Source organism: Kribbella sp. (assembly GCF_035687465.1).
Lineage (GTDB): Bacteria > Actinomycetota > Actinomycetes > Propionibacteriales > Kribbellaceae > Kribbella.
On record NZ_DASRXP010000498.1, the window covers coordinates 1 to 24,567 of the forward strand.

Annotated in this window: 26 protein-coding genes; 13 read left to right on the top strand and 13 right to left on the bottom strand. The window is 66.7% G+C overall.

The window, feature by feature from the left end:
* Nucleotides 1-351, top strand: a 351-nt coding sequence (locus VFG33_RS26240; protein ID WP_325055622.1) for a dihydrodipicolinate synthase family protein, incomplete at its 5' end; no start/stop codon positions are given.
* A gap of 71 nt (nt 352-422) precedes the next feature.
* Nucleotides 423-923: a GNAT family N-acetyltransferase gene (locus VFG33_RS26245; RefSeq protein WP_325055623.1), complete on the top strand. Its 501-nt coding sequence runs from the start codon at nt 423-425 to the stop codon at nt 921-923.
* A 2-nt stretch (nt 924-925) separates the two neighbouring features.
* Here the strand turns inward: VFG33_RS26245 and VFG33_RS26250 are convergent, their stop codons facing one another.
* The 4 genes from VFG33_RS26250 to VFG33_RS26265 all read right to left on the bottom strand — a co-directional run bounded on the left by VFG33_RS26250 (nt 926) and on the right by VFG33_RS26265 (nt 5,115).
* On the bottom strand, nt 926-3,313 hold the full coding sequence (locus VFG33_RS26250) for an ATP-binding cassette domain-containing protein (RefSeq protein WP_325055624.1): 2,388 nt from the start codon (nt 3,311-3,313) through the stop codon (nt 926-928).
* Nucleotides 3,314-3,397: 84 nt separating this feature from the next.
* The gene (locus tag VFG33_RS26255; protein WP_325055625.1) at nt 3,398-4,039 is read right to left on the bottom strand and encodes a glyoxalase; all 642 of its coding nucleotides are present in this window, start codon (nt 4,037-4,039) and stop codon (nt 3,398-3,400) included.
* A 210-nt stretch (nt 4,040-4,249) separates the two neighbouring features.
* Nucleotides 4,250-4,660: a VOC family protein gene (locus VFG33_RS26260; protein WP_325055626.1), complete on the bottom strand. Its 411-nt coding sequence runs from the start codon at nt 4,658-4,660 to the stop codon at nt 4,250-4,252.
* Nucleotides 4,661-4,665: 5 nt separating this feature from the next.
* On the bottom strand, nt 4,666-5,115 hold the full coding sequence (locus tag VFG33_RS26265; RefSeq protein WP_325055627.1) for a helix-turn-helix transcriptional regulator: 450 nt from the start codon (nt 5,113-5,115) through the stop codon (nt 4,666-4,668).
* 61 nt (nt 5,116-5,176) lie between these two features.
* On the opposite strand from VFG33_RS26265, the gene VFG33_RS26270 reads away from it, so the two are divergent.
* Both VFG33_RS26270 and pyrH read left to right on the top strand, forming a co-directional pair.
* Nucleotides 5,177-5,764: a YciI family protein gene (locus VFG33_RS26270; protein ID WP_325055628.1), complete on the top strand. Its 588-nt coding sequence runs from the start codon at nt 5,177-5,179 to the stop codon at nt 5,762-5,764.
* Entirely contained in the window at nt 5,761-6,474 is a 714-nt protein-coding gene (gene pyrH / locus VFG33_RS26275) for a UMP kinase (protein WP_325055629.1), read from the top strand. Before VFG33_RS26270 ends, pyrH begins: the two co-directional genes overlap by 4 nt.
* Before the next feature lie 46 nt (nt 6,475-6,520).
* On the opposite strand, the gene VFG33_RS26280 is transcribed toward pyrH, so the two are convergent.
* Both VFG33_RS26280 and VFG33_RS26285 read right to left on the bottom strand, forming a co-directional pair.
* Complete coding sequence (locus VFG33_RS26280; protein ID WP_325055630.1) at nt 6,521-6,838, bottom strand: hypothetical protein; 318 nt, start codon at nt 6,836-6,838, stop codon at nt 6,521-6,523.
* Nucleotides 6,839-7,032: 194 nt separating this feature from the next.
* Nucleotides 7,033-7,968, bottom strand: coding sequence for a phosphotransferase family protein (locus VFG33_RS26285; protein WP_325055631.1), 936 nt, complete (start codon nt 7,966-7,968; stop codon nt 7,033-7,035).
* Between the two features lie 186 nt (nt 7,969-8,154).
* On the opposite strand from VFG33_RS26285, the gene VFG33_RS26290 reads away from it, so the two are divergent.
* Nucleotides 8,155-10,161: a GTP-binding protein gene (locus VFG33_RS26290; RefSeq protein WP_325055632.1), complete on the top strand. Its 2,007-nt coding sequence runs from the start codon at nt 8,155-8,157 to the stop codon at nt 10,159-10,161.
* Between the two features lie 30 nt (nt 10,162-10,191).
* On the opposite strand, the gene VFG33_RS26295 is transcribed toward VFG33_RS26290, so the two are convergent.
* Nucleotides 10,192-11,100 (bottom strand): RNA polymerase sigma-70 factor, encoded by a 909-nt coding sequence (locus VFG33_RS26295; protein ID WP_325055633.1) that lies wholly within the window; start codon nt 11,098-11,100, stop codon nt 10,192-10,194.
* A 129-nt stretch (nt 11,101-11,229) separates the two neighbouring features.
* Between VFG33_RS26295 and VFG33_RS26300 the strand changes: the two genes are divergently transcribed.
* Nucleotides 11,230-12,177: an NAD-dependent epimerase/dehydratase family protein gene (locus VFG33_RS26300; protein WP_325055634.1), complete on the top strand. Its 948-nt coding sequence runs from the start codon at nt 11,230-11,232 to the stop codon at nt 12,175-12,177.
* A 17-nt stretch (nt 12,178-12,194) separates the two neighbouring features.
* On the opposite strand, the gene VFG33_RS26305 is transcribed toward VFG33_RS26300, so the two are convergent.
* From VFG33_RS26305 to VFG33_RS26320, 4 genes are read right to left on the bottom strand one after another with little or no spacing between them, the layout of a single operon-like run.
* Entirely contained in the window at nt 12,195-12,668 is a 474-nt protein-coding gene (locus VFG33_RS26305; RefSeq protein ID WP_325055635.1) for a GNAT family N-acetyltransferase, read from the bottom strand.
* A gap of 16 nt (nt 12,669-12,684) precedes the next feature.
* Nucleotides 12,685-13,455 carry a putative protein N(5)-glutamine methyltransferase gene (locus tag VFG33_RS26310; protein WP_325055636.1) on the bottom strand — a complete coding sequence of 257 codons (771 nt, stop codon included), beginning with the start codon at nt 13,453-13,455 and terminating at the stop codon, nt 12,685-12,687.
* A gap of 8 nt (nt 13,456-13,463) precedes the next feature.
* Entirely contained in the window at nt 13,464-14,414 is a 951-nt protein-coding gene (locus VFG33_RS26315) for an SDR family NAD(P)-dependent oxidoreductase (RefSeq protein WP_325055637.1), read from the bottom strand.
* Nucleotides 14,415-14,448: 34 nt separating this feature from the next.
* On the bottom strand, nt 14,449-15,342 hold the full coding sequence (locus tag VFG33_RS26320; RefSeq protein WP_325055638.1) for a LysR family transcriptional regulator: 894 nt from the start codon (nt 15,340-15,342) through the stop codon (nt 14,449-14,451).
* 108 nt (nt 15,343-15,450) lie between these two features.
* Between VFG33_RS26320 and VFG33_RS26325 the strand changes: the two genes are divergently transcribed.
* The 6 genes from VFG33_RS26325 to VFG33_RS26350 are packed head-to-tail and all read left to right on the top strand — an operon-like array spanning nt 15,451 to nt 21,477.
* Nucleotides 15,451-16,437, top strand: coding sequence for a hydroxyacid dehydrogenase (locus tag VFG33_RS26325; protein ID WP_325055639.1), 987 nt, complete (start codon nt 15,451-15,453; stop codon nt 16,435-16,437).
* 11 nt (nt 16,438-16,448) lie between these two features.
* Nucleotides 16,449-17,591, top strand: a complete 1,143-nt coding sequence (locus tag VFG33_RS26330; RefSeq protein ID WP_325055640.1) for a mandelate racemase/muconate lactonizing enzyme family protein — start codon at nt 16,449-16,451, stop codon at nt 17,589-17,591.
* A 10-nt stretch (nt 17,592-17,601) separates the two neighbouring features.
* Complete coding sequence (locus VFG33_RS26335; RefSeq protein ID WP_325055641.1) at nt 17,602-18,906, top strand: ABC transporter substrate-binding protein; 1,305 nt, start codon at nt 17,602-17,604, stop codon at nt 18,904-18,906.
* Between the two features lie 7 nt (nt 18,907-18,913).
* A complete protein-coding gene (locus tag VFG33_RS26340) occupies nt 18,914-19,855 on the top strand; it encodes a carbohydrate ABC transporter permease (protein ID WP_325055642.1) in 942 nt (313 codons plus the stop codon).
* Nucleotides 19,845-20,705 carry a carbohydrate ABC transporter permease gene (locus VFG33_RS26345; protein WP_325055643.1) on the top strand — a complete coding sequence of 287 codons (861 nt, stop codon included), beginning with the start codon at nt 19,845-19,847 and terminating at the stop codon, nt 20,703-20,705. Before VFG33_RS26340 ends, VFG33_RS26345 begins: the two co-directional genes overlap by 11 nt.
* Before the next feature lie 4 nt (nt 20,706-20,709).
* The gene (locus VFG33_RS26350; protein ID WP_325055644.1) at nt 20,710-21,477 is read left to right on the top strand and encodes a sugar phosphate isomerase/epimerase family protein; all 768 of its coding nucleotides are present in this window, start codon (nt 20,710-20,712) and stop codon (nt 21,475-21,477) included.
* A 477-nt stretch (nt 21,478-21,954) separates the two neighbouring features.
* On the opposite strand, the gene VFG33_RS26355 is transcribed toward VFG33_RS26350, so the two are convergent.
* Nucleotides 21,955-22,140 (bottom strand): hypothetical protein, encoded by a 186-nt coding sequence (locus VFG33_RS26355; RefSeq protein WP_325055645.1) that lies wholly within the window; start codon nt 22,138-22,140, stop codon nt 21,955-21,957.
* Between the two features lie 6 nt (nt 22,141-22,146).
* On the bottom strand, nt 22,147-23,148 hold the full coding sequence (locus VFG33_RS26360; RefSeq protein ID WP_325055646.1) for a LacI family DNA-binding transcriptional regulator: 1,002 nt from the start codon (nt 23,146-23,148) through the stop codon (nt 22,147-22,149).
* Between the two features lie 130 nt (nt 23,149-23,278).
* On the opposite strand from VFG33_RS26360, the gene VFG33_RS26365 reads away from it, so the two are divergent.
* A partial coding sequence (locus VFG33_RS26365; RefSeq protein WP_524538151.1) for an excinuclease ABC subunit UvrA occupies nt 23,279-24,567 on the top strand: 1,289 nt, incomplete at its 3' end.

Genomic DNA, 24,567 nt, shown 5'->3' on the forward strand with positions numbered 1-24,567 from the left:
ACTCCGCTGGCGTACTACTGCGGCATCGACGAACTCAACCTGCCCTACCTCGCCTGCGGCGCCACCGGCTTGGTCAGCGTCGCGGGCAACGTCGCCGCCGACCGCAACGCCGAGCTCGTACGAGCAATCCGCAGCGGCGACCTCAACTCCGCCAAGATCATCCAGCGGTCACTCACTCCCCTGGTGGACGCCATCATGCGCACCTCCCAAGGGGCAATCATGGCCAAGGCCGCGCTGGCCGAGCTCGGGATCATCCCACACGCGACCGTTCGCCTACCCCTGCTCGAGTCGCCACCCGCTCACCTCCAGCGCCTGACGGATGCCCTGGCGACCATCGCCGCGCCCGCCTGACTTCAACCGGAAGCTATTCCTTGAACCGCGTCCGCTGAGCATCAAAGCGATCACGTTGCTATCGTCCTGACGTGCCACGGACCCTGATCGCCCCCACCACCCGCCTGCACACTCCCTGGCTCGAGGCGCACGCCGAATGGGGTCCCGGCCTCCACGAAGACGGGTTCGGGCTGGAATCAACTGACGACGTCGAATCGGCCCAGGGATTCGCAAGCTGGGTCGCCCGACTGAACGCCAAGTCGGACCACGCGACCTGTCGATGGATCGTCGAAGACGAGCGGATTCAGGGCGGCATAGCACTGCGGCATCAACTCAATGAGCGGACCGGTCACATCGGCTACGGCATCCGTCCCTCCGCACGGGGTCGAGGTCTGGCCACCTGGGCGCTGGGCCAGATACTCGACCAAGCACGCGTACTAACGATGGACCGGGTGCTACTCGTCTGCGCGGCCGACAACGCCGCATCCGCGAAGACGATCGAGCACAACGGCGGCACCCTCGAGGAGACCCGGCCCACCGAGCACAGCCCAGTACGGCGTTACTGGATCGAGCTAGGCCAGCCGCACAGCTGACCTCACCCGACGTAGGCCGCGAGGTGTTTGCCGGTGAGGGTGGTGTGGTTGGCGATCAGGTCGGCGGGGGTGCCTTCGAAGACGATCTGGCCGCCGTCGTGGCCGGCGCCCGGGCCGAGGTCGATGATCCAGTCGGCGTGCGCCATCACGGCCTGGTGGTGCTCGATGACGATCACCGACTTGCCGGAGTCGACCAGCCGGTCGAGCAGGCCGAGCAGTTGCTCCACGTCGGCGAGGTGCAGGCCGGTGGTCGGCTCGTCGAGCACGTAGATCTCACCCTTGTCGGCCATCTGGGTGGCCAGCTTGAGGCGCTGCCGCTCACCGCCGGACAGAGTGGTCAGCGGCTGACCCAGCGTCAGGTAGCCGAGCCCGACATCGGCGAGCCGGTCGAGGATCTTGTGGGCGGCCGGTGTGCGGGCCTCGCCGTCCTCGAAGAACACTTCGGCCTCGGTCACCGCCATCGCGAGCACTTCGGCGATGTTCCGGCCACCCAGGGTGTACTCCAGCACCGACGCTTGGAACCGCTTACCCTCGCACTCCTCGCAAGTGGATTCGACGGTGGCCATCACACCGAGGTCGGTATAGATGACGCCGGCACCGTTGCAGGCCGGGCAGGCGCCCTCGGAGTTCGCGCTGAACAACGCCGGCTTGACGCCGTTGGCCTTCGCGAAGGCCTTGCGGATCGGCTCCAGCAGTCCGGTGTACGTCGCCGGGTTGCTGCGCCGCGAACCGCGGATCGCGCCCTGATCGATCACCACCACACCGTCGCGACCGGCGACCGAGCCGCTGATCAGCGAACTCTTGCCGGAGCCGGCGACACCCGTGAGCACGCAGAGCACCCCGAGCGGGAGGTCGACGTCGACGTTCCGGAGGTTGTGCGTCGACGCACCGCGGACCTCCAGCGCGCCGGCCGAAGTACGGACTGATTCCTTGATCTTCGCCCGGTCGTCGAGATGGCGGCCGGTGATGGTGTCACTCGCCCGCAGCCCCTCGACCGTGCCCTCGAAGCAGACCGTTCCGCCTCCCGTACCGGCGCCAGGGCCGAGGTCGACGACGTGGTCGGCGATCGCGATCGCCTCGGGCTTGTGCTCCACGACCAGGACGGTGTTGCCCTTGTCCCGCAACTGCACCAGTAGGTCGTTCATCCGCTCGATGTCATGCGGGTGCAGGCCGATCGTCGGTTCGTCGAAGACGTAGGTGACGTCGGTGAGCGCCGACCCGAGATGACGGATCATCTTGGTGCGCTGTGCCTCTCCACCGGACAAAGTGCCCGCCGGCCGGTCGAGCGAGAGGTAGCCCAGGCCGATCTCCGCGAAGGAGTCGAGCAGGTGTTGCAGCCCGGCGAGCAGCGGGGCCACCGACGGCTCCTTGAGACCCCGGACCCAGTCGGCCAGGTCGCTGATCTGCATCGCGCAGACGTCGGCGATGTTCTTCGTCTTGATCTTCGACGACCGGGCCTCCGGGCTGAGCCGGGTTCCGTCGCAGTCGGGACAGGTCTGGAACGTGATCGCCCGCTCCACGAAGGCGCGGATGTGCGGCTGCATCGCGTCGACGTCCTTGGACAGGAACGACTTCTGGATCTGCGGGATCAGCCCCGAGTAGGTCAGGTTGATCCCCTCGACCTTGATCTTGGTCGGCTCCCGGTAGAGCAGGTCGTGCAGTTCCTTCTTCGTGTACTTGCTGATCGCCTTGTCCGGGTCGAAGTACCCACAACCGCGGAAGATCCGGCCGTACCAGCCCTCCATGCTGTAGCCCGGGATCGTCAGCGCGCCCTCGTTGAGCGACAGGCTGTCGTCGTACAGGGCCGTCAGGTCGAAGTCGGTGACCGAGCCCATGCCCTCGCAGCGCGGGCACATGCCGCCGAGACGGGTGAAGCTCGCCTTCTCGGACTTCGTCTTGCCGCCGCGCTCGACGGTGATGGCACCGCTGGCCTTCACCGAGGGGACGTTGAACGAGTACGCGTTGGGTGAGCCGATGTGCGGCTTGCCGAGCCGGCTGAACAGGATGCGCAGCATCGCGTTGGCGTCGGTGGCGGTCCCGACGGTGGAGCGGGGGTTGGAGCCCATCCGCTCCTGGTCCACGATGATCGCGGTCGTCAGCCCCTCGAGCAGGTCGACCTCGGGCCGCGCGAGCGACGGCATGAAGCCCTGCACGAAGGAGCTGTACGTCTCGTTGATCAGCCGCTGCGACTCCGCGGCGATGGTGGCGAACACGAGGGAGCTCTTGCCCGAGCCGGAGACCCCGGTGAACACCGTCAGCCGGCGCTTCGGGATCTCGACGCTGACGTCCTTGAGGTTGTTCACCCGTGCGCCGAGCACGCGAATCAGGTCGTGGCTGTCGGCCCCGTGCACCGCAGGCGACTGCGGGTCCGACTTCGTGGCCTTGCTCATCGTGTCTCCATCCCCTCGGGCGGACGCTTTCGCGGTCTCCGTCGTCCTCACCTGGCTAGATCTAACCATCTAGCCGGTCCTGGATCAGTGCTGTGCTTGCTCCCACGCGAAGCCGTCCGGGTCGGTGAAGGACCCGCCATCGGTACCGAGCACGAGCCGGTGGGATCCCGTGCCGTCGGGCGAGACGCCAGCATCCTTGGCCAGGTGACGGCGCCCGTAGAGCGCCAACGTGACGGGGCTCGACGCAGTGGCGAACTGGACGTACTTCCGGCCGAAGCTCTTCGCCACGGTGAGGCCGCGGTCGACGTAGAACCGCTTCGTCTCGGCCACATCCGCGACTCCCAGCAGCAGCACCAGCTCGTCGATCTGCCGGGTGTCCGGGCCGGTGTCCTTCTTCTCCGAGGTCGCGACCTTCCAGATCGTCCCGTCAGGGGCCTGTACGACGCCGCCCCAGCCCCAGAACGACTTCGCGGCCGGCTTCAGCACCGTGGCGCCCGCGTCGACGGCGGCACTGATGAATGCCCTGACGGTGGCCGGTTGCGACACCGTGAGCGACAGCGTGAATCCGCGGAAGCCGGTCGTCGGTGCCTCCGAGGCCCGCAGGCGGATCTGATCGCCCAGACCGAACGCGTCGGTGTAGAAGCGCTTGGCGGCCTCGACGTCGGACACCTCGAGGGTGACGGACTCGATCGAAGTCATGGTCTGGGTGGTGGAAGAGATGGTCATGATCGCTCCTGTGGAGTAGGTCCGGACGGGATCGTCCGGCTGGCGGGATCGTCCGGCTTGAAGGTGTGCTGTCGATGACGATGACGCTAGGTGCGGCCCGAGGGTCCGCGCTTCTCGATTCCTGACCGGTTGGTTCACGGTCAGGGCGCGTCGCAGTACTGGGGGTCGCTCGGGAGCGACCGCCAGCTGTCAGTCAGGTTCTGGGATTGCTCAGATCAGCTGCTGGATGCGGACCATGTTGCCGGCGGGGTCACGGAAGGCGCAGTCGCGCACGCCGTACGGCTGATCGGTCGGCTCCTGGATGACCTCGGCATCGCTGGCCTGCACCCGGTCGAAGGTGGCGTCGAGGTCCTTGGTGGCCAGCAGGATCCAGCCGAAGGTGCCCTTCGCCATCATCTCGGCGATGATGCGGCGCTCGTCGTCGGTGATGCCAGGGTCGGCGGCCGGCGGCGCCAGCAGGATGCACGTGTCAGGCTGGCCGGCGGGGCCGACCGTGATCCAGCGCATCTTGCCGCTGCCGACGTCACTGCGGACCTCGAAGCCGAGGACGTCGCGGTAGAAGGCCAGGGAGGCGTCTGGGTCGTCGTGTGGAAGGGCGCTGGTGTGAATGGTGATGTCCATGGGCATCACGCTAGTTGCGGCTCGGGGGCCGGCGCTTCTCGATTCCTGATCGGTCTGGTCACCTGTTTCGCGATGCACGGCGGCATCTCCTCCGTCGCGCTGGCGCCCTCGCGTCGATAGACGCTGGGCGGGACCCCGACCAGTTCGGTGAACCGAGTGCTGAAGGTGCCCAGCGAGGAGCAGCCGACCGCGAAACAGATCTCGGTGACGCTCAGGTCGCCGATGCGCAGCAGTGCCATCGCGCGCTCGATCCGACGTGTCATCAGGTAGCCGTACGGCGACTCGCCGTACGCGAGCTTGAACTCGCGGCTGAGGTGCCCGGCCGACATGTGCACCCCACGCGCGAGCGCCTCGACGTCGAGCGGTTGCGCGTACTCCCGGTCCATCCGGTCGCGGACACGACGCAACCGGGCCAGGTCGCTCAGGCGCTGCTCCGCAACAGGTCTGCTGGTCATCCCTCCGATCGTGCCACGTCCCACCAGGAGTTGCCTAGCGCAACTCGTCTAGGGTCGAAGCATGGGGTTTCTGATCCACGGCCGGGATTCCGCGGAGTTCGGCGATGACGAGGACGCTCGTCACGAGGTGCATCAGACCTATATGGACCAGTGGGCTTCACAACTCGTCGCGCGTGGACCGACAGAGAGTGCGGACGGTTCGAGACACACCGGCAGCGTTCACGTCCTCGACACTCCTGACCCACAGACAGCCCAGAAGTTCGCGTACGACGAGCCCTACGCGCGCGCCGGCTGGTACTCCGCTATCACCGTCTGGCCATTCGAGAGCGTGATCGAGGGGACGATGTGGGACCACCCGGCACCGTCCGGCGACCCCGAGTCCTCCTTCGCCCTCGCCTCCTGGGTGCCGTCGCCGAGAACGGACGACCTCGTCGACACGATCCGAGCCCGCCTCACCACTGGCGACGTTCCCCACTGGTCATTCATCGGTCTACTGCTCAACGACCACTCGACCGACATCGTCGGACTCGCAGGCAGCGCCGACCTCCCTGCCCCGGCGACCACAACCTGGCTGCAGCAACAACTAGCCGCGCTCCCCCTCATCCTCACCAACCTCGAAGTCCACCGCTGGCGACGAGGCGGCCGATGAACCCCTACCGACGCCTCGTCCTCAAACTCTCAGGCCAAGCCATCGCCGGATCCGCCCAGTTCGGATTCAACAGCGACAGCCTCACGCACCTCGCGAAGGAAGTGATCGCCGCACGCGACACCGGCGTACAGGTTGCTGTTGTGGTCGGCGGTGGCAACGTGTTCCGCGGGAACCGGGCGGAGGACTGGGGCATCGACCGGGTTGAGGCGGACAACATCGGCATGCTCGGCACGGTGATCAACGCGGTACTGCTGCGTGGGAGATTGGCGGCGCTAGGTGAGGCCGACGTGCGGCTGATGACGGCGATCCCGATCAACAATCTGGCTGAGCCGTACATCCGGCTACGGGCGCTTCGGCATCTGGAGAAGGGATCGATCGTGCTGCTCGGTTGCGGCAACGGGCAGCCGTTCACGACCACCGACTATCCGGCTGTGCAACGGGCGATCGAGCTGGGTGCGGACGCGTTGCTGGTCGCGAAGAACGGCGCGGACGGGGTCTACGACGCGGATCCGAACAAGGTCGAGACTGCTCGGCGCTTCGATCGGCTGAGTTATCAGGAGGTGATCGACCGGGGTTTGGGAGTGATGGACCAGAGCGCCTTCATCCTCGCTCGCGATCACCAGCTTCCCCTGCATGTGTTCGATATCGACCGGGCAGGGGCGGCTGCCGCCATCAGCGCAGGCGAGCACATCGGCACCATCATCAGCTGAGCGCCTGGTGCGGCGTCCTGCGCTATGGCTCGATATCACCCCAGGTTCAGGGGCGGTGTTCGACGTTGTACTGCTCGACGAGCCCGGCGAACTGGTCGCCCGACCCGAGGACCACTTCGACCCGGCGGGCGCCGAGAAGGTCACGGACGCGGTCGGCGATCGCCTGGGCGGCGTCGTTGGTGGAGTAGAGGCCCATCACCAGCTCGTCGTCGGTCATGGAGAATCCCCACGGGACGTCACAGGGCGGCGCGTGCCCGGGATCTGGGCACACCACTCGCGCCAACGGCTCCTGCATCGCCAGTGCCTCGTCGTCCCCTTCCCCTGCGTCGATCCGGATCTCGTAGACCGCCCGTCTCGCTGTCATCGCACACCCCGTTCCTTGAGTCGTCCTCAGGTTGGCAGCACGCGGGCACTCTCGACATCGGGGAACGACCCTCTCCAGGCCCTGGCTCTACGCCGCCGATGTCATTCCCAAGTCGCCCCGCATCGTCATCCCGGGGATGACGCCGAGTGCTGCCGCGCCGATCGCAGGATCTTCGCGCCTCATCGGCACAATCATCAGCTGATCTTGCTTGCCTCATGGACCTTGAGGCCGTCGGTGATTGCTGCCAGGTGTTCGTGGAACCAGTCGCCGTTGGCGGCGTGTTCCCAGTGCATGGCCATGACGGACCAGATGGTCCGGTAGAGGGTGAGGGTGTGGTCGAGGGCCGGCGTGTGGTCGAAGCCGTAGCCCCGGAGTAAAGCCTCGGTTGCTCTTGAGCCGGCGCGGGATAAGCGGCCGAGGTCGAAGAGCGGATCGCCGACAAGCGCGTCGCCCCAGTCGATGAATCCGGTGAGACTGCCGTCCGAGGCATAGATGTGGCGAAGGTGCAGATCGCCGTGCAGCAGCGCTCGTGGAGTCTGTGGGAGTCGACCGATGGCGTCAGGAACCACAGCCCGCAGGCGTCGTACGAGATCGGCGGAGATCACGGTGTCAGTACTGCCTAGTGTCCCCGAACCGTCCTGGCCGGCAAGGTTGGCCAACGTCTCGATCGGCTCCAGGAGGACCGCGGCCCAGGTCGTCTGGTCGGCACCTTGGTTGAGGAATCCATAGCCGGCACCCGATCCATCCAGGTCAGTCATGCTGTGCAGTTGCCGTAGCTGTTCGCCGGCGGACACAAGAACTTCGGTGTCGTCGGCTGAGATCGGCTGCCCTTCGATCGCGCGCTCGATCAGGTAGGCGGCGGGCAGGTCGGTCGGCTCGAGATTCGTGGTGACGATGTCAGGGGCAACGATCCCTTCCCGCCGGGCCCGGTCGCAGGCCCAGGCCTCGGCCTTGATTGCCAGCGCAGGTCCGGATTTCAGGTAGAAGACCTGATCCGTCGCGGTCCGGATCCGGAACGACTCGTTGCCAACGAAGCCTTGGACCGGTTCCACGAAGGCGATCGGGCCGACGACCGTGGCTGCGACGTCGGCGACGACTTCCGTGGGAGTCGAAGCGGTGTTGGCGGTCATGCCCGAAACACTAGTCACTCGAGGAGCGACCTTTGCGGCCTGAGAAAAACGGTTGCTGGTGGTGAGGGCTGTCTGTTGTACTCCGTGGGTACCCGCAGGTGTCTAGCAAAGGAAGCGCAGTCATGCGACCTCACTTCATGTCCGTCCAGTTAGACACTGACACCTGTTCAAGGGACATGAAGCTTTGTGAGAACACTGAACTTGGGAATCCTGGCGCATGTAGACGCCGGTAAGACCAGCCTGACCGAGCGGCTCCTCTACGCCGCCGGAGTCATCGACGAAGTCGGTAGCGTCGACGACGGCAACACCCAGACCGACTCGCTGGCCCTCGAACGGCAGCGCGGAATCACCATCAAGTCCGCCGTCGTCTCGTTCGCCATCGACGACATCACCGTCAACCTGATCGACACCCCCGGTCACCCGGACTTCATCGCCGAGGTGGAGCGGGCGCTGAGCGTGCTCGACGGCGCCGTGCTGGTCATCTCGGCGGTGGAAGGCGTGCAGGCGCAGACCCGCGTCCTGATGCGCACGCTGCAACGGCTGCGCATCCCGACGCTGATCTTCGTGAACAAGCTGGACCGCAGCGGCGCGCAGGACGATCCGCTGCTGAAAAGCATCGCGGACAAACTGTCGGCCACGATCATCCCGATGGGCGCGGCTACCGCTCTCGGAACCGCCGGGGCCGCGTTCACGCCGTACACGCGAGACGACTCCGGATTCACCTTCAGTCTGATCGATGTGCTGGCGGAGCACGACGACCAACTGCTGGCGACGTACGTGGAGAACGAGAAAGCGCTCTCGTACGACGCTCTGCGTGCCCGGCTGGCCGAGCAGACCCGGCGGGCGCTTGTGCATCCGGTGTACTTCGGGTCGGCGATCACCGGCGCCGGTACGGACGCGTTGACCGCGGGGATCCGGGAACTGCTGCCGGCCACCGAGGGCGACTCCGAAGCCCCGGTGACGGGATCCGTCTTCAAGGTGGAGCGGGGTCCGGCGGGCGAGAAGATCGCCTTCGTCCGGATGTTCTCGGGCGCGATCCGGACCCGGGACCGGCTGCGATTCCACGGCGACAAGGAAGCGAAGGTGACCGCGATCAGTGTCTTCGGCAACGGAACGACGGCGACCAGCCCGGTGGTGGCAGCCGGTCAGATCGGCAAACTCTGGGGACTCGGTGAGATCCAGATCGGCGACGGCGTCGTCACGGCGGGGAGCAGTACGGATCGCGCTCGCGAAACCTCGCAGAGCGGCTTCTTCGCTCCGCCGACACTGGAGACGGTGATCGCGCCGGCGCGTCCGTCCGACAAGGGGAACCTGCAGGTAGCGCTCTCCCAGCTCGCCGAGCAGGATCCGCTGATCAACCTGCGGCAGGACGACATCCGGCAGGAGACCTTCGTGTCGCTGTACGGCGAGGTGCAGAAGGAGGTGATCCAGACGACGCTGGCGAGCGAGTTCGGCATCGACGTCAGCTTCCGTGAGACCACCACGATCTGCATCGAGCGACTGGCCGACGTTGGCGAGGCGGTCGAGTTCAACAAGAAGGACGAGAACCCGTTCCTGGCCACGGTCGGGCTCCGGGTCGAGCCGGCGCCGGTGAACGCCGGGGTGACGTTCGACCTCGAGGTCGAGCTCGGATCGATGCCGTACGCGTTCATCAAGGCGGTCGAGGAGACGGTCCGGGAGACGCTGGAGCAAGGGGTCCACGGATGGGAGATCCCTGACTGCCGGGTGGTGATGACGCACTCGGGTTACTCGGCGCGGCAGAGCCACGCGCACGCGGTGTTCGACAAGAGCATGTCGAGCACGGCCGGGGACTTCCGCAACCTCACGCCGCTGGTGTTGACCACGGCTTTGCGGCGGGCCGGTACGACGGTGTACGAGCCGATGCACCGGTTCCAGCTGGAGACCCCGACCGACACCGTACGAGCGGCACTGGCGACGCTCGCCCGGCTCCGGGCGATTCCGCAGGTCCCGGCGCTGGGCACTGAAACCTCTGTCCTGGAAGGAGAAATCCCAGCAGCCGCGGTCTACGAACTGGAACAACAACTGCCGGGTCTCTCCCGCGGCGAGGGCGTACTCGAGTCAGCCTTCGAGCGCTATCAGCCCGTGACAGGCGCAGTCCCGTCTCGTCCGAGGACCGACCACGACCCACTGAACCGACGCGAGTACCTCCTCCATGTACTGCGCCGGGTCTGACCAGCAGCCATCAGTCCTTCAGGTAGCGGCTCAGGCCCGGCGGCCGAGCAGCGCGTCCAGGTCACCGACTGGGCCGAGGTGGCCGAGCTTGTCGGGGTTGAGGACGTTGCTGAGCCCGACGATCCGGTCGGCATCGACGTCGATCGTCATGATGCCGAGCATCGCGCCGTCGGCGGCCCGGGTCCGCAGCGCCGGCTGGCCGTTGGCCTGCACGAGGTCGAGGAGCACACCCAACCGCTCGCCCTGGCGCATCAGGCCGAGCAGGAACCGGGCCACGGACACCACACCGGTCGTCGGCTTCTGGATCGCCGGCGCCCGGCCGCCACCGTCGCCGACGAACACCACGTCCGCTGCGAGTAGCCGCTCCAGGCCGGCCATGTCGCCGTCGCTGATCGCGGCGAGGAACTCCGTCGCCAGCCGGTTGCGGTCCTCGGGGGACGACTCGAACCGCGGCTTTCCATCGTTGATCCGCTTCTTCGCCCGGGCGAAGACCTGCCGGCAGTTCGCCTCGCTCTTGTCGACGACCGCCGCGATCTCGTCGTACTCGTAGCCGATCACCTCGCGCAGCACGAACACCGCCCGCTCCACCGGCGAGAGCGCCTCGAGCAGGACGAGGAACGCCGTCGACACCGTCTCGTCGAGCTCGATCCGATGTGCGGGATCCGCGTCGGCGGAGCTGACGATCGGCTCGGGCAGCCACGGGCCGACGTACCGTTCTCGCCGGACGCGCGCGGAACGCAACGTGTCGATGGCGAGCCGCGTGGTGACCGTGGTGGCGTACGCCTCGAGATTGTCCACGCCGTCCTGAGAGCTGCGGTGCAGGCGGAGGAACGCTTCCTGTACGACGTCCTCAGCCTCTACCACGCTGCCGAGCATGCGGTACGCGATGGAGAACATCAGCGGCCGCAGCTTGTCGTGCGACCCGGCGAGATCCATCATCGGACGCTCAGACTAGCGGACGCTGCATCATGGTCAAGCATCGATTTCGAAGTCTTTTCTGGGATCTGTCACAGGCAGCCACTCACTCTCGTCGAAGGGGCCAGACTGCAAACCCGAAGGAGAAGGATCATGCGAATCTTCATAGCTGGAGCGACCGGAGCGCTGGGAAGCCGTCTCGTGCCCCTGCTGACCGAGGCCGGTCACAAGGTGTTCGGATCGAGCCGCAACGAGGTCGGCCGGGCCGCCATCGACGCGCAGGGAGCGACCGGCATCGTGATGGACCCGCTGGATGCCGACAGCGTCCGGGGCGCCGTGGCCGAGGCCAAGCCGGACGTGATCGTCCACCAGTTGACCGCGCTCAGCGCGATGACGGGGAACATGAAGAAGTGGGACCAGGACTTCGCGATGACGAACCGGCTGCGGACCGAGGCCACCGACCACCTGCTCGCAGCCGCCCGGGCGACCGGCGTACGACGCTTCGTCGCCCAGAGCTACGGCGGGCACTGGACCAATCAGCGCACCGGTGGCCCGGTCAAGACCGAGGTCGACCCGCTCGTCGAGGACCCTGGCAAGGAGGCGCGGCAGTCCCTGCGCGCCATCAAGCACGTCGAGGAGGCCGTCACCACGGCGCCCGGCATCGAGGGTGTGGTGCTGCGCTACGGCAACTTCTACGGGCCCGGCAACGCGCTGTCGCGCACCGGCGAGATGGGTGAGATGGTCCGGCGCGCGAAGTTCCCGGTGGTTGGCGGCGGGGCCGGGGTGTGGTCGTGGATCCACATCGACGACGCCGCCACCGCGACCGTGACTGCCATCGAGCGGGGCGCTCCCGGCATCTACAACATCGTCGACGACGACCCGGCCCCGATCGCCGAGTGGCTGCCCTACTTGGCCGAGCAGCTCGGCGGCAAGCGACCGATGCGGCTGCCGGCGTGGTTGGCGCGGCCGCTGATCGGTCAGTACGGCGTGGCGCTGATGACCACCGTACGAGGGTCATCGAACGCGAAGGCCAAGCGGGAGCTCGGCTGGACGCCGCGCTACGCCAGCTGGCGCGAGGGCTTCCGCATCGGGATCGGCTGAGGCCGCCGCGCTGGTGCCTAGCGGTCCAGAGTCAGAGTGATGGATTGCGGGCTGAAGCCGCGGCTCTGATACAGCCCGAGCGCAGCTTCGTTGCTGGCGTAGGCGTCGACTTGGAGTCTGGTGGCGCCGCGGTCGCGCGCCCAGGTGACGAAGCCGTCCACCAGGCGCCCGCCGACACCAGCACCCCGTAGCGGGGCGGCGACGTACATGCTGACCAGTTCAGCGCGAGGCGCGATCCACATGTCCGACGGCTCGGAGAAGGTTCCCACCAGATGCCCGCCCACCTTCCCCTGGCCGACAGCGACGAGGACAAGTGCCCCCGGATCGGCGATCAGGTCGGCACACCAGCCGCCTCCGTAGGTAGCAGGCCAGCCAGGATTGCGCAGCAGATCCCGCGTCCCGGCATCCTCGGCGAAGAGCGCGGTACACGAGGCGACCACCCCGTCCACCTCCGCCATCGTGGCAGGCCTGATCTCGATCGCGTCCGTCATCCCCGCAGTATCAGCGTTAGGAGGGTCGGGTGCCGATGACCACTGTCGCGAAGAGTTCTGCCGAGGTCGCCACCCCCGCTTCCAGGCCGTGCTGTTCGAGGATCGTGACGGCCGTGTCTGCCTGGCGTTCGCTTGTCTCGACGAAGATGCTGCCGCCCGGGGCCAGCCAACTGCCAGCCTCGGCCGCTACCCGGCGCAGCAGCTCAAGCCCGTCCGAACCACCGTCGAGAGTGACGAGTGGTTCGTGTAGGCGCGCCTCAGCCGGCAGCAGCCGGACCTCGGAGCTGGGAACGTACGGCACATTCGAGAGCAGCAGATCGATCCTCCCGCGCAGCGCCAAAGGCAGAGCGTCAAACAAGTCGCCTTCAAACACTTGACCGCCAAGTGGTTCGACATTGCGCCGCGCAGTGCGGACCGCGGCGGGTTCGACGTCGGCGGCGTACAGGTCGATGTTCTGCTGGGCCGACGCGACGGCGACGCCGAGCGCGCCGGACCCGCAGCAGAGGTCGACGACGACCGCGCCCGGCCGGCTCATCGCGACCGCCTCCGAGACCAAGAACTCCGTACGCCGCCGCGGCACGAACACCCCTGGATCGACCGCGATCCGCAACCCGCAGAACTCCGCCCACCCGAGCACGTGCTCGAGCGGCAACCCGGTGACCCGCTGATCGACCATCCGCGCGAGCTCGGTCGAGTCGCGGGCGGTGCTGATGATCAACTCAGCCTCGTCCTCGGCAAACACACAGCCGGCCGCACGCAGCGTGGTGACGATCACTTCAGAGGACACACGGAACCTTAACCGAACGCGTTCACGCCCGTGAGTTCAGCGGACAGCGTCCACAGCCGCGACGCCGACGCGGGATCGATCGCGTAGGGCCGCACGCCCGGTGCATCGTCGGTCGAGACCTCGGCGATCTCGCAGTCCTCGCAGAACACGCCGCCCAGACCGTCGAGCTGCGGCGACGTCGCGGCCCAGACCTGGGTCGACGCACCCTGCTCAGGTGTCTTGAACCCCGGCCCGATCGGGTTGCCCTGCTCGTCGATCCAGCCGGCGGCGACCATCTCCGCCCGCGGCAGGTGACGCTGCAACGGGGTCAGGATCCCGCCCGGATGAAGCGCGAACGCGCGCACCCCGGAATCCTTGCCCAGCGCATCCAACTGCACCGCGAACAGCACGTTCGCCGTCTTGGCCTGCCCGTACGCCGCCCACTTGTCGTACCCCTGACGGAACTCCAGGTCATCCCACCGGATGTCCGAGCGCCGGTGTCCCGTGGAGGAGACGGACACCACTCGCGCGCCGCCGTCGGCCAGCGCCGGCCAGAGCCGGTTCACCAGGGCGAAGTGGCCCAGGTGGTTCGTGCCGAACTGCGCCTCCCACCCCGGTCCGACCCGGGTCTCGGGACTCGCCATGATGCCGGCGCTGTTGATCTGCAGGTCGATGGTCCGCCCACTGGCGAGAAACCTCTCGGCGAACGAGCGAACGCTGTCCTGATCGCCCAGGTCCAGCTCGTCGATCTCGACCCCGGAGATCCCGGAGAGCGCTTCCTCGGCGACCTCGCGCCGACGCGCCGGGACCACGACGTGAGCGCCCGCCTTGGCCAGTGCGCGGGTGGTCTCCAGACCGATGCCCGAGTAACCACCAGTGACGACGGCGAGCTTCCCGGACAAATCGATCCCGGCCAGAACCTCATCCGCCGTGCTGTCGTGGCCGAAGCCCGAGCCAATTTTGTGTTGTGAGTTGCTCATACCAAAAACACTACGAACTAGACCCAACTCTAGGTCAAGCGCCGAGGTAGGGACTCGCGCGGAGCGACTCCGCCAGGCGTTGAAGGGCCGGATTGGGGCTGTCCGGACTCCAGCACGCGTGCAGGGTGACGGAATGGGCGTCGGCTGCGTCGAGTTCGCGGTACCGGACGCCCTGGACACCCATCGCCATGATCGACCGCGGGATCAAGGCACAGCCGAGTCCCGCCCGGACCAGGGCGAGCATCGTCGGTACCTGCGACGCGAGCTGACTCACGGCGTACCGGTTCATCCCGATCATCGCGGCGCAGATGTCGTGCAGATAGCGCGATCCCTCGGGGCTGTAGCCGATGTAGTCGTCCGACACGTCAGCCAAGGACACAGCCGGCTCCCCCACTCCCGCCAGCGGATGATCAGCCGGTACTGCGAGCACCAGGTCCTCGGTGTGCACCAGGATCGACTCGAAACCGTCCGGAATCGGCGGCCGCACCAGGCCCAGATCGATCTCCAGGTTCGCCAGCGCCTCGAACTGGTCCGGGCTCACCAGCTCCGTCAGCTCCACACTCACCGCCGGCGTCCGCTTGTTCACCATCGCCAGAAAATCAGCCAGTACTGCGTAGGCGCCGATCGCGGTGAAGGCGATGCGCAGTCTGCCTGTCTGACCATCGGCCGCGCGGCGGGTGGCTTCCGGCGCGACCTCGAGCAGAGCGAGCACCCGGCGGCAGTGCTCGAGGAACACCTCGCCGGCGGCAGTCAGCCGCACTCCCCTGCCGGTCCGGTCGAACAGGCTGACCGCGAGCGTCCGCTCCAGCCCCTGGATCTGCCGGGTCAACGGCGGCTGGGTCAGGTTCAGCCGCTGGGCTGCCCGGCCGAAATGTTGCTCCTCCGCGACCGCGACGAACCCGCGGAGCTGCTGCAGCGACAGGTCCATGCGCCCTCGGTATCGATCGATGCGGAAATGGGTTTGGACGAGCATAACGGAAAGCCCTTACCGTCGAGCCAGGAGCAGTCCCGCCTGTGCTGAGAACGAGGAGCCCTCTTGTCCAAGCTTGCTGTTGCGATGACGCCCGAGCGCGCCGACGACGTTTGCAGTCCCGAGACCCGCGAACTGCTCGACCAGCGCTTCGAGGTCAGCTGGGCTGGTGCCGATGTCAGCCCCGAGGCGGTCGCGGAGCTCGCCGCCGGCAGTGAGGTCGTGCTGACGAGCTGGGGTACGCCGCACCTCGACAAGGCGATCTGGGCCGATGGCACCGGGCCCAAGGTGGTCGCGCATGCGGCCGGCTCGGTGAAGAAGCTCATCGACCCCGTCATCCTGGAGCAGGGCGTCTCCGTGTTCTCCGCCGGGACGAGGATCGCGTGGTCCGTCGGCGAGTACTGCCTGGCGTCGATGCTCACCCTCGCCCGCAGGCTCCCGCAGTTCGATCAGGCGCTGCGTCAGGGCGGCTGGAAGCAACCTCACCTACGCGGCGGGGAGCTCGCCGGGCAGAAGGTCGGCATCCTCGGCGCGAGTTCCACCGCGCGAGCGCTGATCACTTTGCTCAAGCCGTTCGGCTGTGACGTCCTCGTCTACGACCCCTACCTGAGCGACGAGCGGGCGACCGGCCTGGGCGTCAGAACTGCAAGTCTCGAAGAAACGCTCCAGGCGAGCTTCGTCTCGATCCACGTGCCGAACGTCCCCGAGACGAAGGGCCTCGTCACCAGGAAGCTGATCGAGCAACTGCCCGATCAGGCGGTCGTCATTAACTCCTCCAGAGGCCCGGCGATCGACCAGCAGGCACTGCTCGACCACGTGCTCGACGGTCGCCTGTACGCGGCGCTCGACGTCTACGACCCGGAGCCACCCACCTTCGACACCAAGACCCTCGCCGCGACCAACCTCCTGCTCACCCCGCACATCGCCGGCGACACGGTGGAAGGCCATCTCGCGCTGGCCGGTTACGTCATCGCCGACGTGCTCAGGTGGCTGGACGACGGCATCCGCGGTCCCAGTTTCGTCGATCCGGCCACCTGGTCGATCGCGGCCTGAGGAGCGCCATCATGTCTCGGATCAGGTCGGTCGAGGTGTTCCCCGTCGCAGTACCGTTCGCGCGCCGGTTCGTGCTCGGCAGCGGCGCTGTCGGTACTCCGGACCAGGTGCCGGATCAGGCCGCGGCTGTGGTCTTCGTCAAGCTCACCACCGAGGACGGCGTGGTCGGCTGGGGAGAGCAGAGAGCGCTCCCCAGCTGGAGCTACGAGACCGCCGAGACGATCGCGGTGGTGATCAAACGCCACCTCGCGCCGCTGCTGCTCGAGCTCACGCCGTTCGACGTCGAACTGTTCCACAGCCGGGCCGCGAAGCGACTGAGCCCGTCGGTGTCGAACGGCTTCCCTTTCGCCCGAGCCGCGGTCGACCTCGCGATGCACGATGCCGCCGGCAAACTGGCCGGAGTACCGGTTCATGCGTTGCTTGGTGGGAAGCTGTACGACGAGATCCCGCTCTGCTCGGCGATCGGAGTCGGCCCGGCCGACGTGGTCCGGGAGCACGCTCAGCAGTCGTCGGACTATGCGGCGTACAAGGTGAAGATCGGGGGCGATCTCGACCAGGACGCGGCGGCGATCGAGGCGGTCGCCGAAGTTGCCGGGGGCAAGCCGCTCTGGCTGGACGCGAACCAGTCCTACCGTCCCAGCGCGCTGCGGCAACTGCTCGACCGGACTCGCGGGATCCGCACCATTCATTGCGTCGAGCAACCAGTGCCGAGTACGGACACCCTCGCGATGCGTCGCTTGCGGGAGCTGATCGACCTGCCGATCGCGATCGACGAGGGCAGCTTTACCGCCCAGGACCTGGCCCGGACCATCCAGCTTGATGCCGCCGACCTTGTCGTGGTGAAGCTCTGCAAGTCCGGTGGTCTGCGGAACGCGCTGAAGACCGCCCAGGTAGCGCTATCCGGCGGTCTGGAGATTCTCGCCAGCGGTCTGACCGACTGCGGGATCGGGTTCGCGGCCGCGCTGCACCTGTTCAGCCAGCTCGAGCTGGCGCTGCCCGCCGAGCTGAACGGGCCGGAGTTGCTGGCCGACCTGTACGTGGAAGGACTCACCATCACCAAGGCCGTCGCGACGGTCCCCACCGCCCCAGGTCTGGGCGTCGTGGTCGACGAGGAGCGGATCCGCGCCGAGTCGATCGACCTGCTCTTCGCTTGAGGAGTCGCCAATGTCCATCGAGCTGTCCCGCCGCAGCATCCTCAAACTCACCGGCCTCGCCGGACTGGGAGCCGCCGTCACCGGCTGCTCGACCACCCCGTCCGGCGCGGCCACCTGGTCGATGTGGTCGAGCAGTCCCGCCGAGCGCAAGGTCTGGGACGCCTTCAGCCAGTACGTCGAGCAACAGCTGAAGGTGGAGTCCATCCCGACCCTGACCCCGTCGAGTGGCTATCCGACCAAACTCGACCTGCAACTGGTCAGTGGCACAGCCGGCCTGGTGACCGCTGTGAACGGACTGTTGCTCCAGACCTACGGAGCCCGTGGTGCCCATCGACCGCTGAACGACCTGATCGCCGCCGATCCCGACTTCGACCTGGACGACTTCTATCCGGCGATCCGCAAGATCGCCACCTTCAACGGCCAGACCTACGGGATCGGCTTCGACGTCGCGCCCACGGTGCTCTACTACAACAAGACCCTGCTGCAGAAGCAGGGCATCGCACCGCCCTCACCGACTGAACCGATGTCCTGGGCAACCTTCCGCGAACTCGCGATCGAACTGAGCGGGCCGGCCGACCAGTACGGCTTCACCTGCGCGCCCGCGATCGACGACCTGGTCTCCTGGATCTACTCCGCGGGCGGCAACGTGATGAACGCGGAACAGACAGTCAGCACCCTGGACGCACCCGAGGCGCTGCAGGCGATCCAGTTCGTGGTCGATCTCTTCGTCAAGGACAAGGTCACGCCACCGATCACCAATCTGGTCACCGAGAGCGCTCTCGCCAACTTCCTCGAGGGCAACGTCGCCTTCATGCAGAACGGTCCCTGGCAGGTGGTGAACGCTCGCAAGGCCGAATTCGACTGGGACGTGATGGTGTTTCCGGCCGGGCCGGCCGGAAGTCTCCCCCGCGTCAGCGGCTCCACGTTCGCGATCCCGTCCGCTGTCGAGGGCGAGGAGCTCGACCTCGCGTGGAAGTTGGTGAAGACGTTGACCAGTACCGGCGCGCTCGACATCTATGCGGAGGCCGGCCGGAACAACCCGGCCCGGATGTCGTCCGGGAGCGCCTTCAAACCACCGCCGGACAATCTCGGCATCGTCCAGCAGATCCTGGCCGGCAAGGTCGGTGGCGGGCACCCGTTCGATGTCACCACCAACTGGAACCAGGTCAAGCAACTCCTCGGCCAGGACCTGCCACGGACCTTCCTCGGCCAGGTCAGCGTGGCCGAGGTGGTCGACGGCCTGAAGCCACGGCTCGATGTCCTGATGCAGCAGCACCAGGACAACATCCGCCAGGCCGAGGCAAGGAAGAGGTGAGCGAGAGATGGCCGTCGACACTCTGCCCGCCACACTGACCACACCGCCGCCGCCTCAGCGCGTCGCAAGACGTAAGAACCGGAACCGCGAGACCCTCACCGCCTGGCTCTTCCTGCTGCCGAGCCTGATCGGCTTCCTGATCTTCACCGCGGGACCGGTCGTCGCCGCGGGTGTGATCTCGCTGCTCAACTGGAACCTCTTCAGCGCACCCACCTGGGCGGGGCTGAAGAACTTCGCCCGCCTCGGACCGGATCCGACGTTCTGGTCGGCGCTCGGCAACACGGCGTACTTCACCTTCGTGAGCGTTCCGGTGACGATCCTCGTCAGCCTCGCGCTGGCGTTGCTGCTCAACCAGGGACTGCGCCGGATCGCGGTCTTCCGCTCGCTGTTGCTGTTGCCGTACGCAACAATCACGGTGGCGGTGGCGTTCGTCTGGATCTGGCTCTACATCCCCCACGACGGCCTGATCAACGCCGTGCTCGGGCTGGTCGGCATCAACGGCCCCGCCTGGCTGATCGACGACAACTGGGCGATGCCGGCCCTGATCGCGATGAGTGTCTGGAAGAGCTTCGGCTTCGGCATGGTCGTCTTCCTGGCCGGTCTCCAGGCCATCCCGCAGCAGCTCTACGAGGCGGCGAAGGTGGACGGCAGCTCGACCTGGCAGTCCTTCCGCAACGTGACGCTGCCGATGTTGTCGCCGGCGCTGTTCTTCGTCGTGGTCACCTCGATCATCGGCTCCTTCCAGGTCTTCGACCAGGCGCTGATCATGACGAACGGCGGCCCGGGATCCCGCACCACCACCCTGGTCATGTACATCTACCGAACCGGATTCGAGAACTACGACCAGGGTTACGCGGCCGCCCAGTCGCTGGTGTTGTTCGGGTTCATCGCGGTGATCACCGCGGTCCAGTTCCTCCTCCAGAGGAGGCTCGTGCACTATGACAACTGAAGCCCTGACACCGGGAGCACTGGCAAAGCCTGGCACTTCGAGCCGCAAGCTGGTCGTCTTCGCCTGCTTCCTGGTCACCGCGATCACGTTGATCCCGGTCGTGATGATGGTGCTGGTCGCGTTCCAGTCCGACGCCGAGTCGATGGCGGCCCGACCGACCTTCTGGCCGAGCAGTTGGCACCCGGAGAACCTGACCCGGGCGTTCGACCTGGTCCCGCTCGGCCGGTATCTGATCAACACCGTCATCTTCGCGGGCGGCACCACGCTGCTCGAGACGATCACCGCCGCACTGGCCGCCTACGCCTTCGCCCGGCTCAACTTCCCCGGCCGGAACTGGCTCTTCGGCATCTACCTGGCCACCCTGATGATCCCGTCCCAGGTCACCCTGATCCCGCAGTTCGTCCTGGTGGCGAAGCTGCACGGCATCGACACCTGGCCGGGCATGATCCTGCCGCACGCGTTCACCGCACTCGGTGTCTTCCTGCTCCGGCAGTTCTTCCTCGGCATCCCCCGCGACTACGAGGAAGCCGCCCGGCTCGACGGCGCGAACCGCTGGCAGGCGTTCACCCGGGTGATCGTGCCGCTCGCGATCCCGGCGATCGCGACCCTCGCCGTCTTCAAGTTCATCGGTCAGTGGAACAACTTGCTGTGGCCGCTGGTGATCTCCAACAGCGACGCCACCCGTACTGCGGCCGTCGGCCTGCAGGTGTTCCAGGACACCAACGGCACTCAGTGGAACCTGCTGCTGATGGCGGCGACGATCACCACGGTTCCGCTGATCGTGCTCTTCTTCCTCACCCAACGCTGGTTCGTCAGAGGTATCACCATGAGTGGACTCGGAGGCCGCTGAAAACATGACCTGGTCCGTCTTCACCAAACCGTGGGCCCACCTTCCCGGTGACGAGCTCGGCCGGCTCGTCGCCGGGCTCGGCTTCACCGGTGCCGAGGTACCCGTCCGCGACACCGCCTACATCACCCCCGCCACCGCCGAGGCGGCGTTGTCCGGGTTCATGGCACAACTCCGTGCCGAAGGTGTCGAGCCGATCAGCATCGCGAGTGGGCTCGACGAAAGCGCCTTCGCAGCGGCCGCGGCAGCCCGGGTCCCGATGATCCGGATCATGGCCGACCTAGGCACCGACGGATATGCCGCCTCCGTCCGGCGTACCAGGGCGAAGCTTGAGGGAGTCGCGTCGCTTGCCGACCAGTACGGCGTACAGGTGGGGGTGCAACCGCATCACGGGAAGTTCGTGTCGTCGTCGTTGGGCGTGCTCCAACTCCTCGAAGGACTCCCGGCTGCCTTCAAGGTCGTGTGGGACGCGGCTCACGACGCGCTGGCCGGCGACGATCCCGCGATCACGCTTCCCCTGGTCGCCGGCCGGCTCGGCATCGTGAACCTGAAGAACGTCACCTACATCCCCACCAGACCGACCGACGACCTCGGTGGTGCATGGAAGCCGTGGTTCGTCCAAGCCTCCGAGGGCCTCGCCAACTGGTCCGCGATCCTGCGCCAACTCAAAGCGCAGAACTACACCGGCCCCATCTGCCTCACGGGCCAGTACTCCGACCCGTCGGTGGCGGTGGAGGACCGCCTCAAGGCCGACTTGAACTCGATAACAACCTGATCCAGGGACTTGCCGGTCTCAGCTCGGCGTTGACCTGAGGCCGGCGAGTCACTGATTCAGCCGCAGCGGCTAACTCGCGCGGGTGACACCACCTGATGCGGGCTGGTCTCCCATCCCACGGCCACCACGGACGTAAACAGTCGCGCCGCGCTCGGGCACCGGAGCACCCTCACCCAGACGCAGCGTGGTGGTGAGACCGTTGCTCAACCTCAGCACCGCCACGCGTCGCGGTTGTCCCGACGGGATCGACGAGGTCACCTCGTGGATGCCGGTACAGACCGCCGGTTGGATCGAAGCCCTGCCGAGTTCATTACCGTGACTCCTCACATCACGGCGGCGCTCGGCGAGCTGCTTCATCGCTGACACAATTCCCCCTTCTTCATCGTTCCCCCGAGGAACAGTTGGTGTTCACAACGTTCATGCTGTCCGGGGTCGACGAAGCGGCCCCGTTGGCACCAGTTGCCCACCCTGCGCTCCTCACGGCGCAGCAGTGATCACGGCAGCCTTGCTGACGGTGACCCCGTTTTCAAGAGATCGAGCAAGGTTTCCCGCCTGCTGGAACCATTGCCCACGAAACTGCTGTCCACTGAAACAACTGGTAGCAATTCCTTGTCCCGGCAGGAACAACAGGAAATTAATTCCCAATAATGCATAACCAGCCAATGCGCCTTAGCGGCTGGTGCTGGCGCGGGGCACGATCCGATGCGGGATGACGATGCGCCGGGGCGGTGCGTCCTTGTTCGCCATCCGGGCGCCGAGCAGGTCCAGGGCGGATTCGACGAACGCCCGCCGGTCGAAATCCACCGTGGTCAGCGGCGGCACGGCGTACTGGCTGTCGAGCAGGTTGTCGAACCCGGCGACCCCACACTGCCCCGGTACTGCGACCCCTGCCGTCCAGAGTGCCGACAGGGCGCCGAGGGCGATCGTGTCGGTGAAACAGAAGAACGCGTCGGGCGGCTCGTGGGTCGCCAGGAACCGCGTGATCGCGGTCGCGGCACCCTCCGGGCTCCACCGGTCGAGCATGATCTCCAGTTCCGGATCATGGCGAACGCCCGCGCTCGCGAGTGCCTCGCGATAGCCCGTCGTGCGGAGCTGCGCCGCCGCAGTACCGGTTGAGTCCGGCGTGCCGACTGCTGCGACGCGGCGGTAGCCCTGGTCGAGCAGATGCTGGGTCATGTCACGAGCGGCGGCGACGTTGTCGATGCAGACCTGGCTGACCACGTCCTGGTCCACGTCGCCGATCAGGACGACCGCAGGCAGTGGGCCGGCCGACATCACCGCGCTGTCGTCGAGCGTGATCGGGTTCAGGATCAGGCCGTCGACCAGATGGGCGCGGGCCTTCGACAGCAACTCCCACTCGCGCTGGGGCTCGGCAGCGGTCTGTTCGATCTGCACGCCCCAACCGCGCTGATGAGCCAGCTCGACGACCAGGTGGATGACCTCGGCCGAGTAGGGCCGGAGTAGGTCGGGCAGGGCGAGTCCGATCATCCCGGAGCGGCCGTTGCGCAGCCCGCGGGCGCTCATGTTCGGGACGTAGCCGAGCTCGATCACGGCCTGTTCGACCCTCGCCCGGGTCTCGGGCCGGACGAACACGATGCCGTTGATGACGTTCGACACCGTCTTCGGGGACACCCCGGCCAGCTTCGCGACGTCCTTGACGGTGGCACGCATGCGCCCATTCTCACAGGTGAACCGGAAGCTTCCTCGGCCAGTGGAAGGTTTGTGGTCCTCAGCCCGCTGGGATCCCGCGGAGGCGGTCGATCAAAGTCTCCACGGGCGCTTCAATGAGACGATTGAAGGCATGCCTGATTCGACCCTGACCCAGATTTCCGACCACTTTGCGGCCGACAGTCACGACGTGATCCAGGTCCGCGGCGCCCGGGAGAACAACCTCAGCGGCGTCTCGCTGGACATCCCGAAGCGGCGGCTGACCGTCTTCACCGGCGTCTCCGGTTCCGGCAAGTCCTCGCTCGTCTTCGACACCATTGCCGCGGAGTCGCAGCGGCTGATCAACGAAACGTACACCGCCTTCGTCCAGAACTTCATGCCGAGCCTGTCCCGCCCGGACGTGGACTCGCTGCGCAACCTGAGCGCCGCGATCATCGTCGACCAGGACAGGATCGGCGCCAACGCCCGCTCCACTGTCGGAACCGCCACGGACGCCTACACGATGTTGCGGATCCTCTTCAGCCGGATCGGTACGCCGTTCGTCGGGCCGCCGTCGTCGTTCAGCTTCAACCGGGCCGAAGGAATGTGCCCGGCCTGTGAAGGGCTCGGCAAAGCCACCGACATCGACCTCGACGAGTTGGTGGACACCGACCGGTCCCTGAACCAGGACCCGATCAAGGTGCCCGGGTTCGCCGTCGACACGTGGTACTGGCAACTGATGGCGAAGTCGGGGCTGTTCGACCCCGACCTCCCACTCAAGGACTACTCACCGGACAAGTGGGAGCAGTTCCTCTACCAGCCGTCCACGAAGGTCAAGATCGACAAGAGCAACCTCACCTTCGAGGGATTGATCGTCAAGGTGAAGCGGCTCTACCTCGCGAAGGATCGCGAGTCGATGCAGAGCCAAATCCGGACGTTCGCGGATCGAGCAGTGAAGCTGACGGATTGCCCCGAGTGCGGTGGGGCGAGGCTCAACGAAGCCGCCCGGTCCGCGCGGATCGACGGCCAGGGCATCATCCAGTGCTCGGCGATGCAGATCAGCGACCTCGCCGAGTTCATCGGCGCGATCAAGGACCCGTCGGTCACGCCGATGCTCGAGGGATTGCGCGAGACCCTCGACTCGATGGTCGACATCGGGCTGGGGTATCTCAGTCTGGATCGCGAGTCGTCCACGCTGTCCGGTGGTGAGGCACAGCGGGTGAAGCTGGTCCGGCACCTCGGCTCGAGCCTCACGGATGTGACGTATGTGTTCGACGAGCCGACAGTCGGGCTGCACCCGCACGACATCCAGCGGATGAACGAGTTGCTACTGCAACTGCGGGACAAGGGCAACACCGTCCTGGTGGTCGAACACAAGCCGGAGACCATCCTGATAGCCGATCACGTGGTGGACCTCGGTCCCGGTGCGGGCCTGGCCGGCGG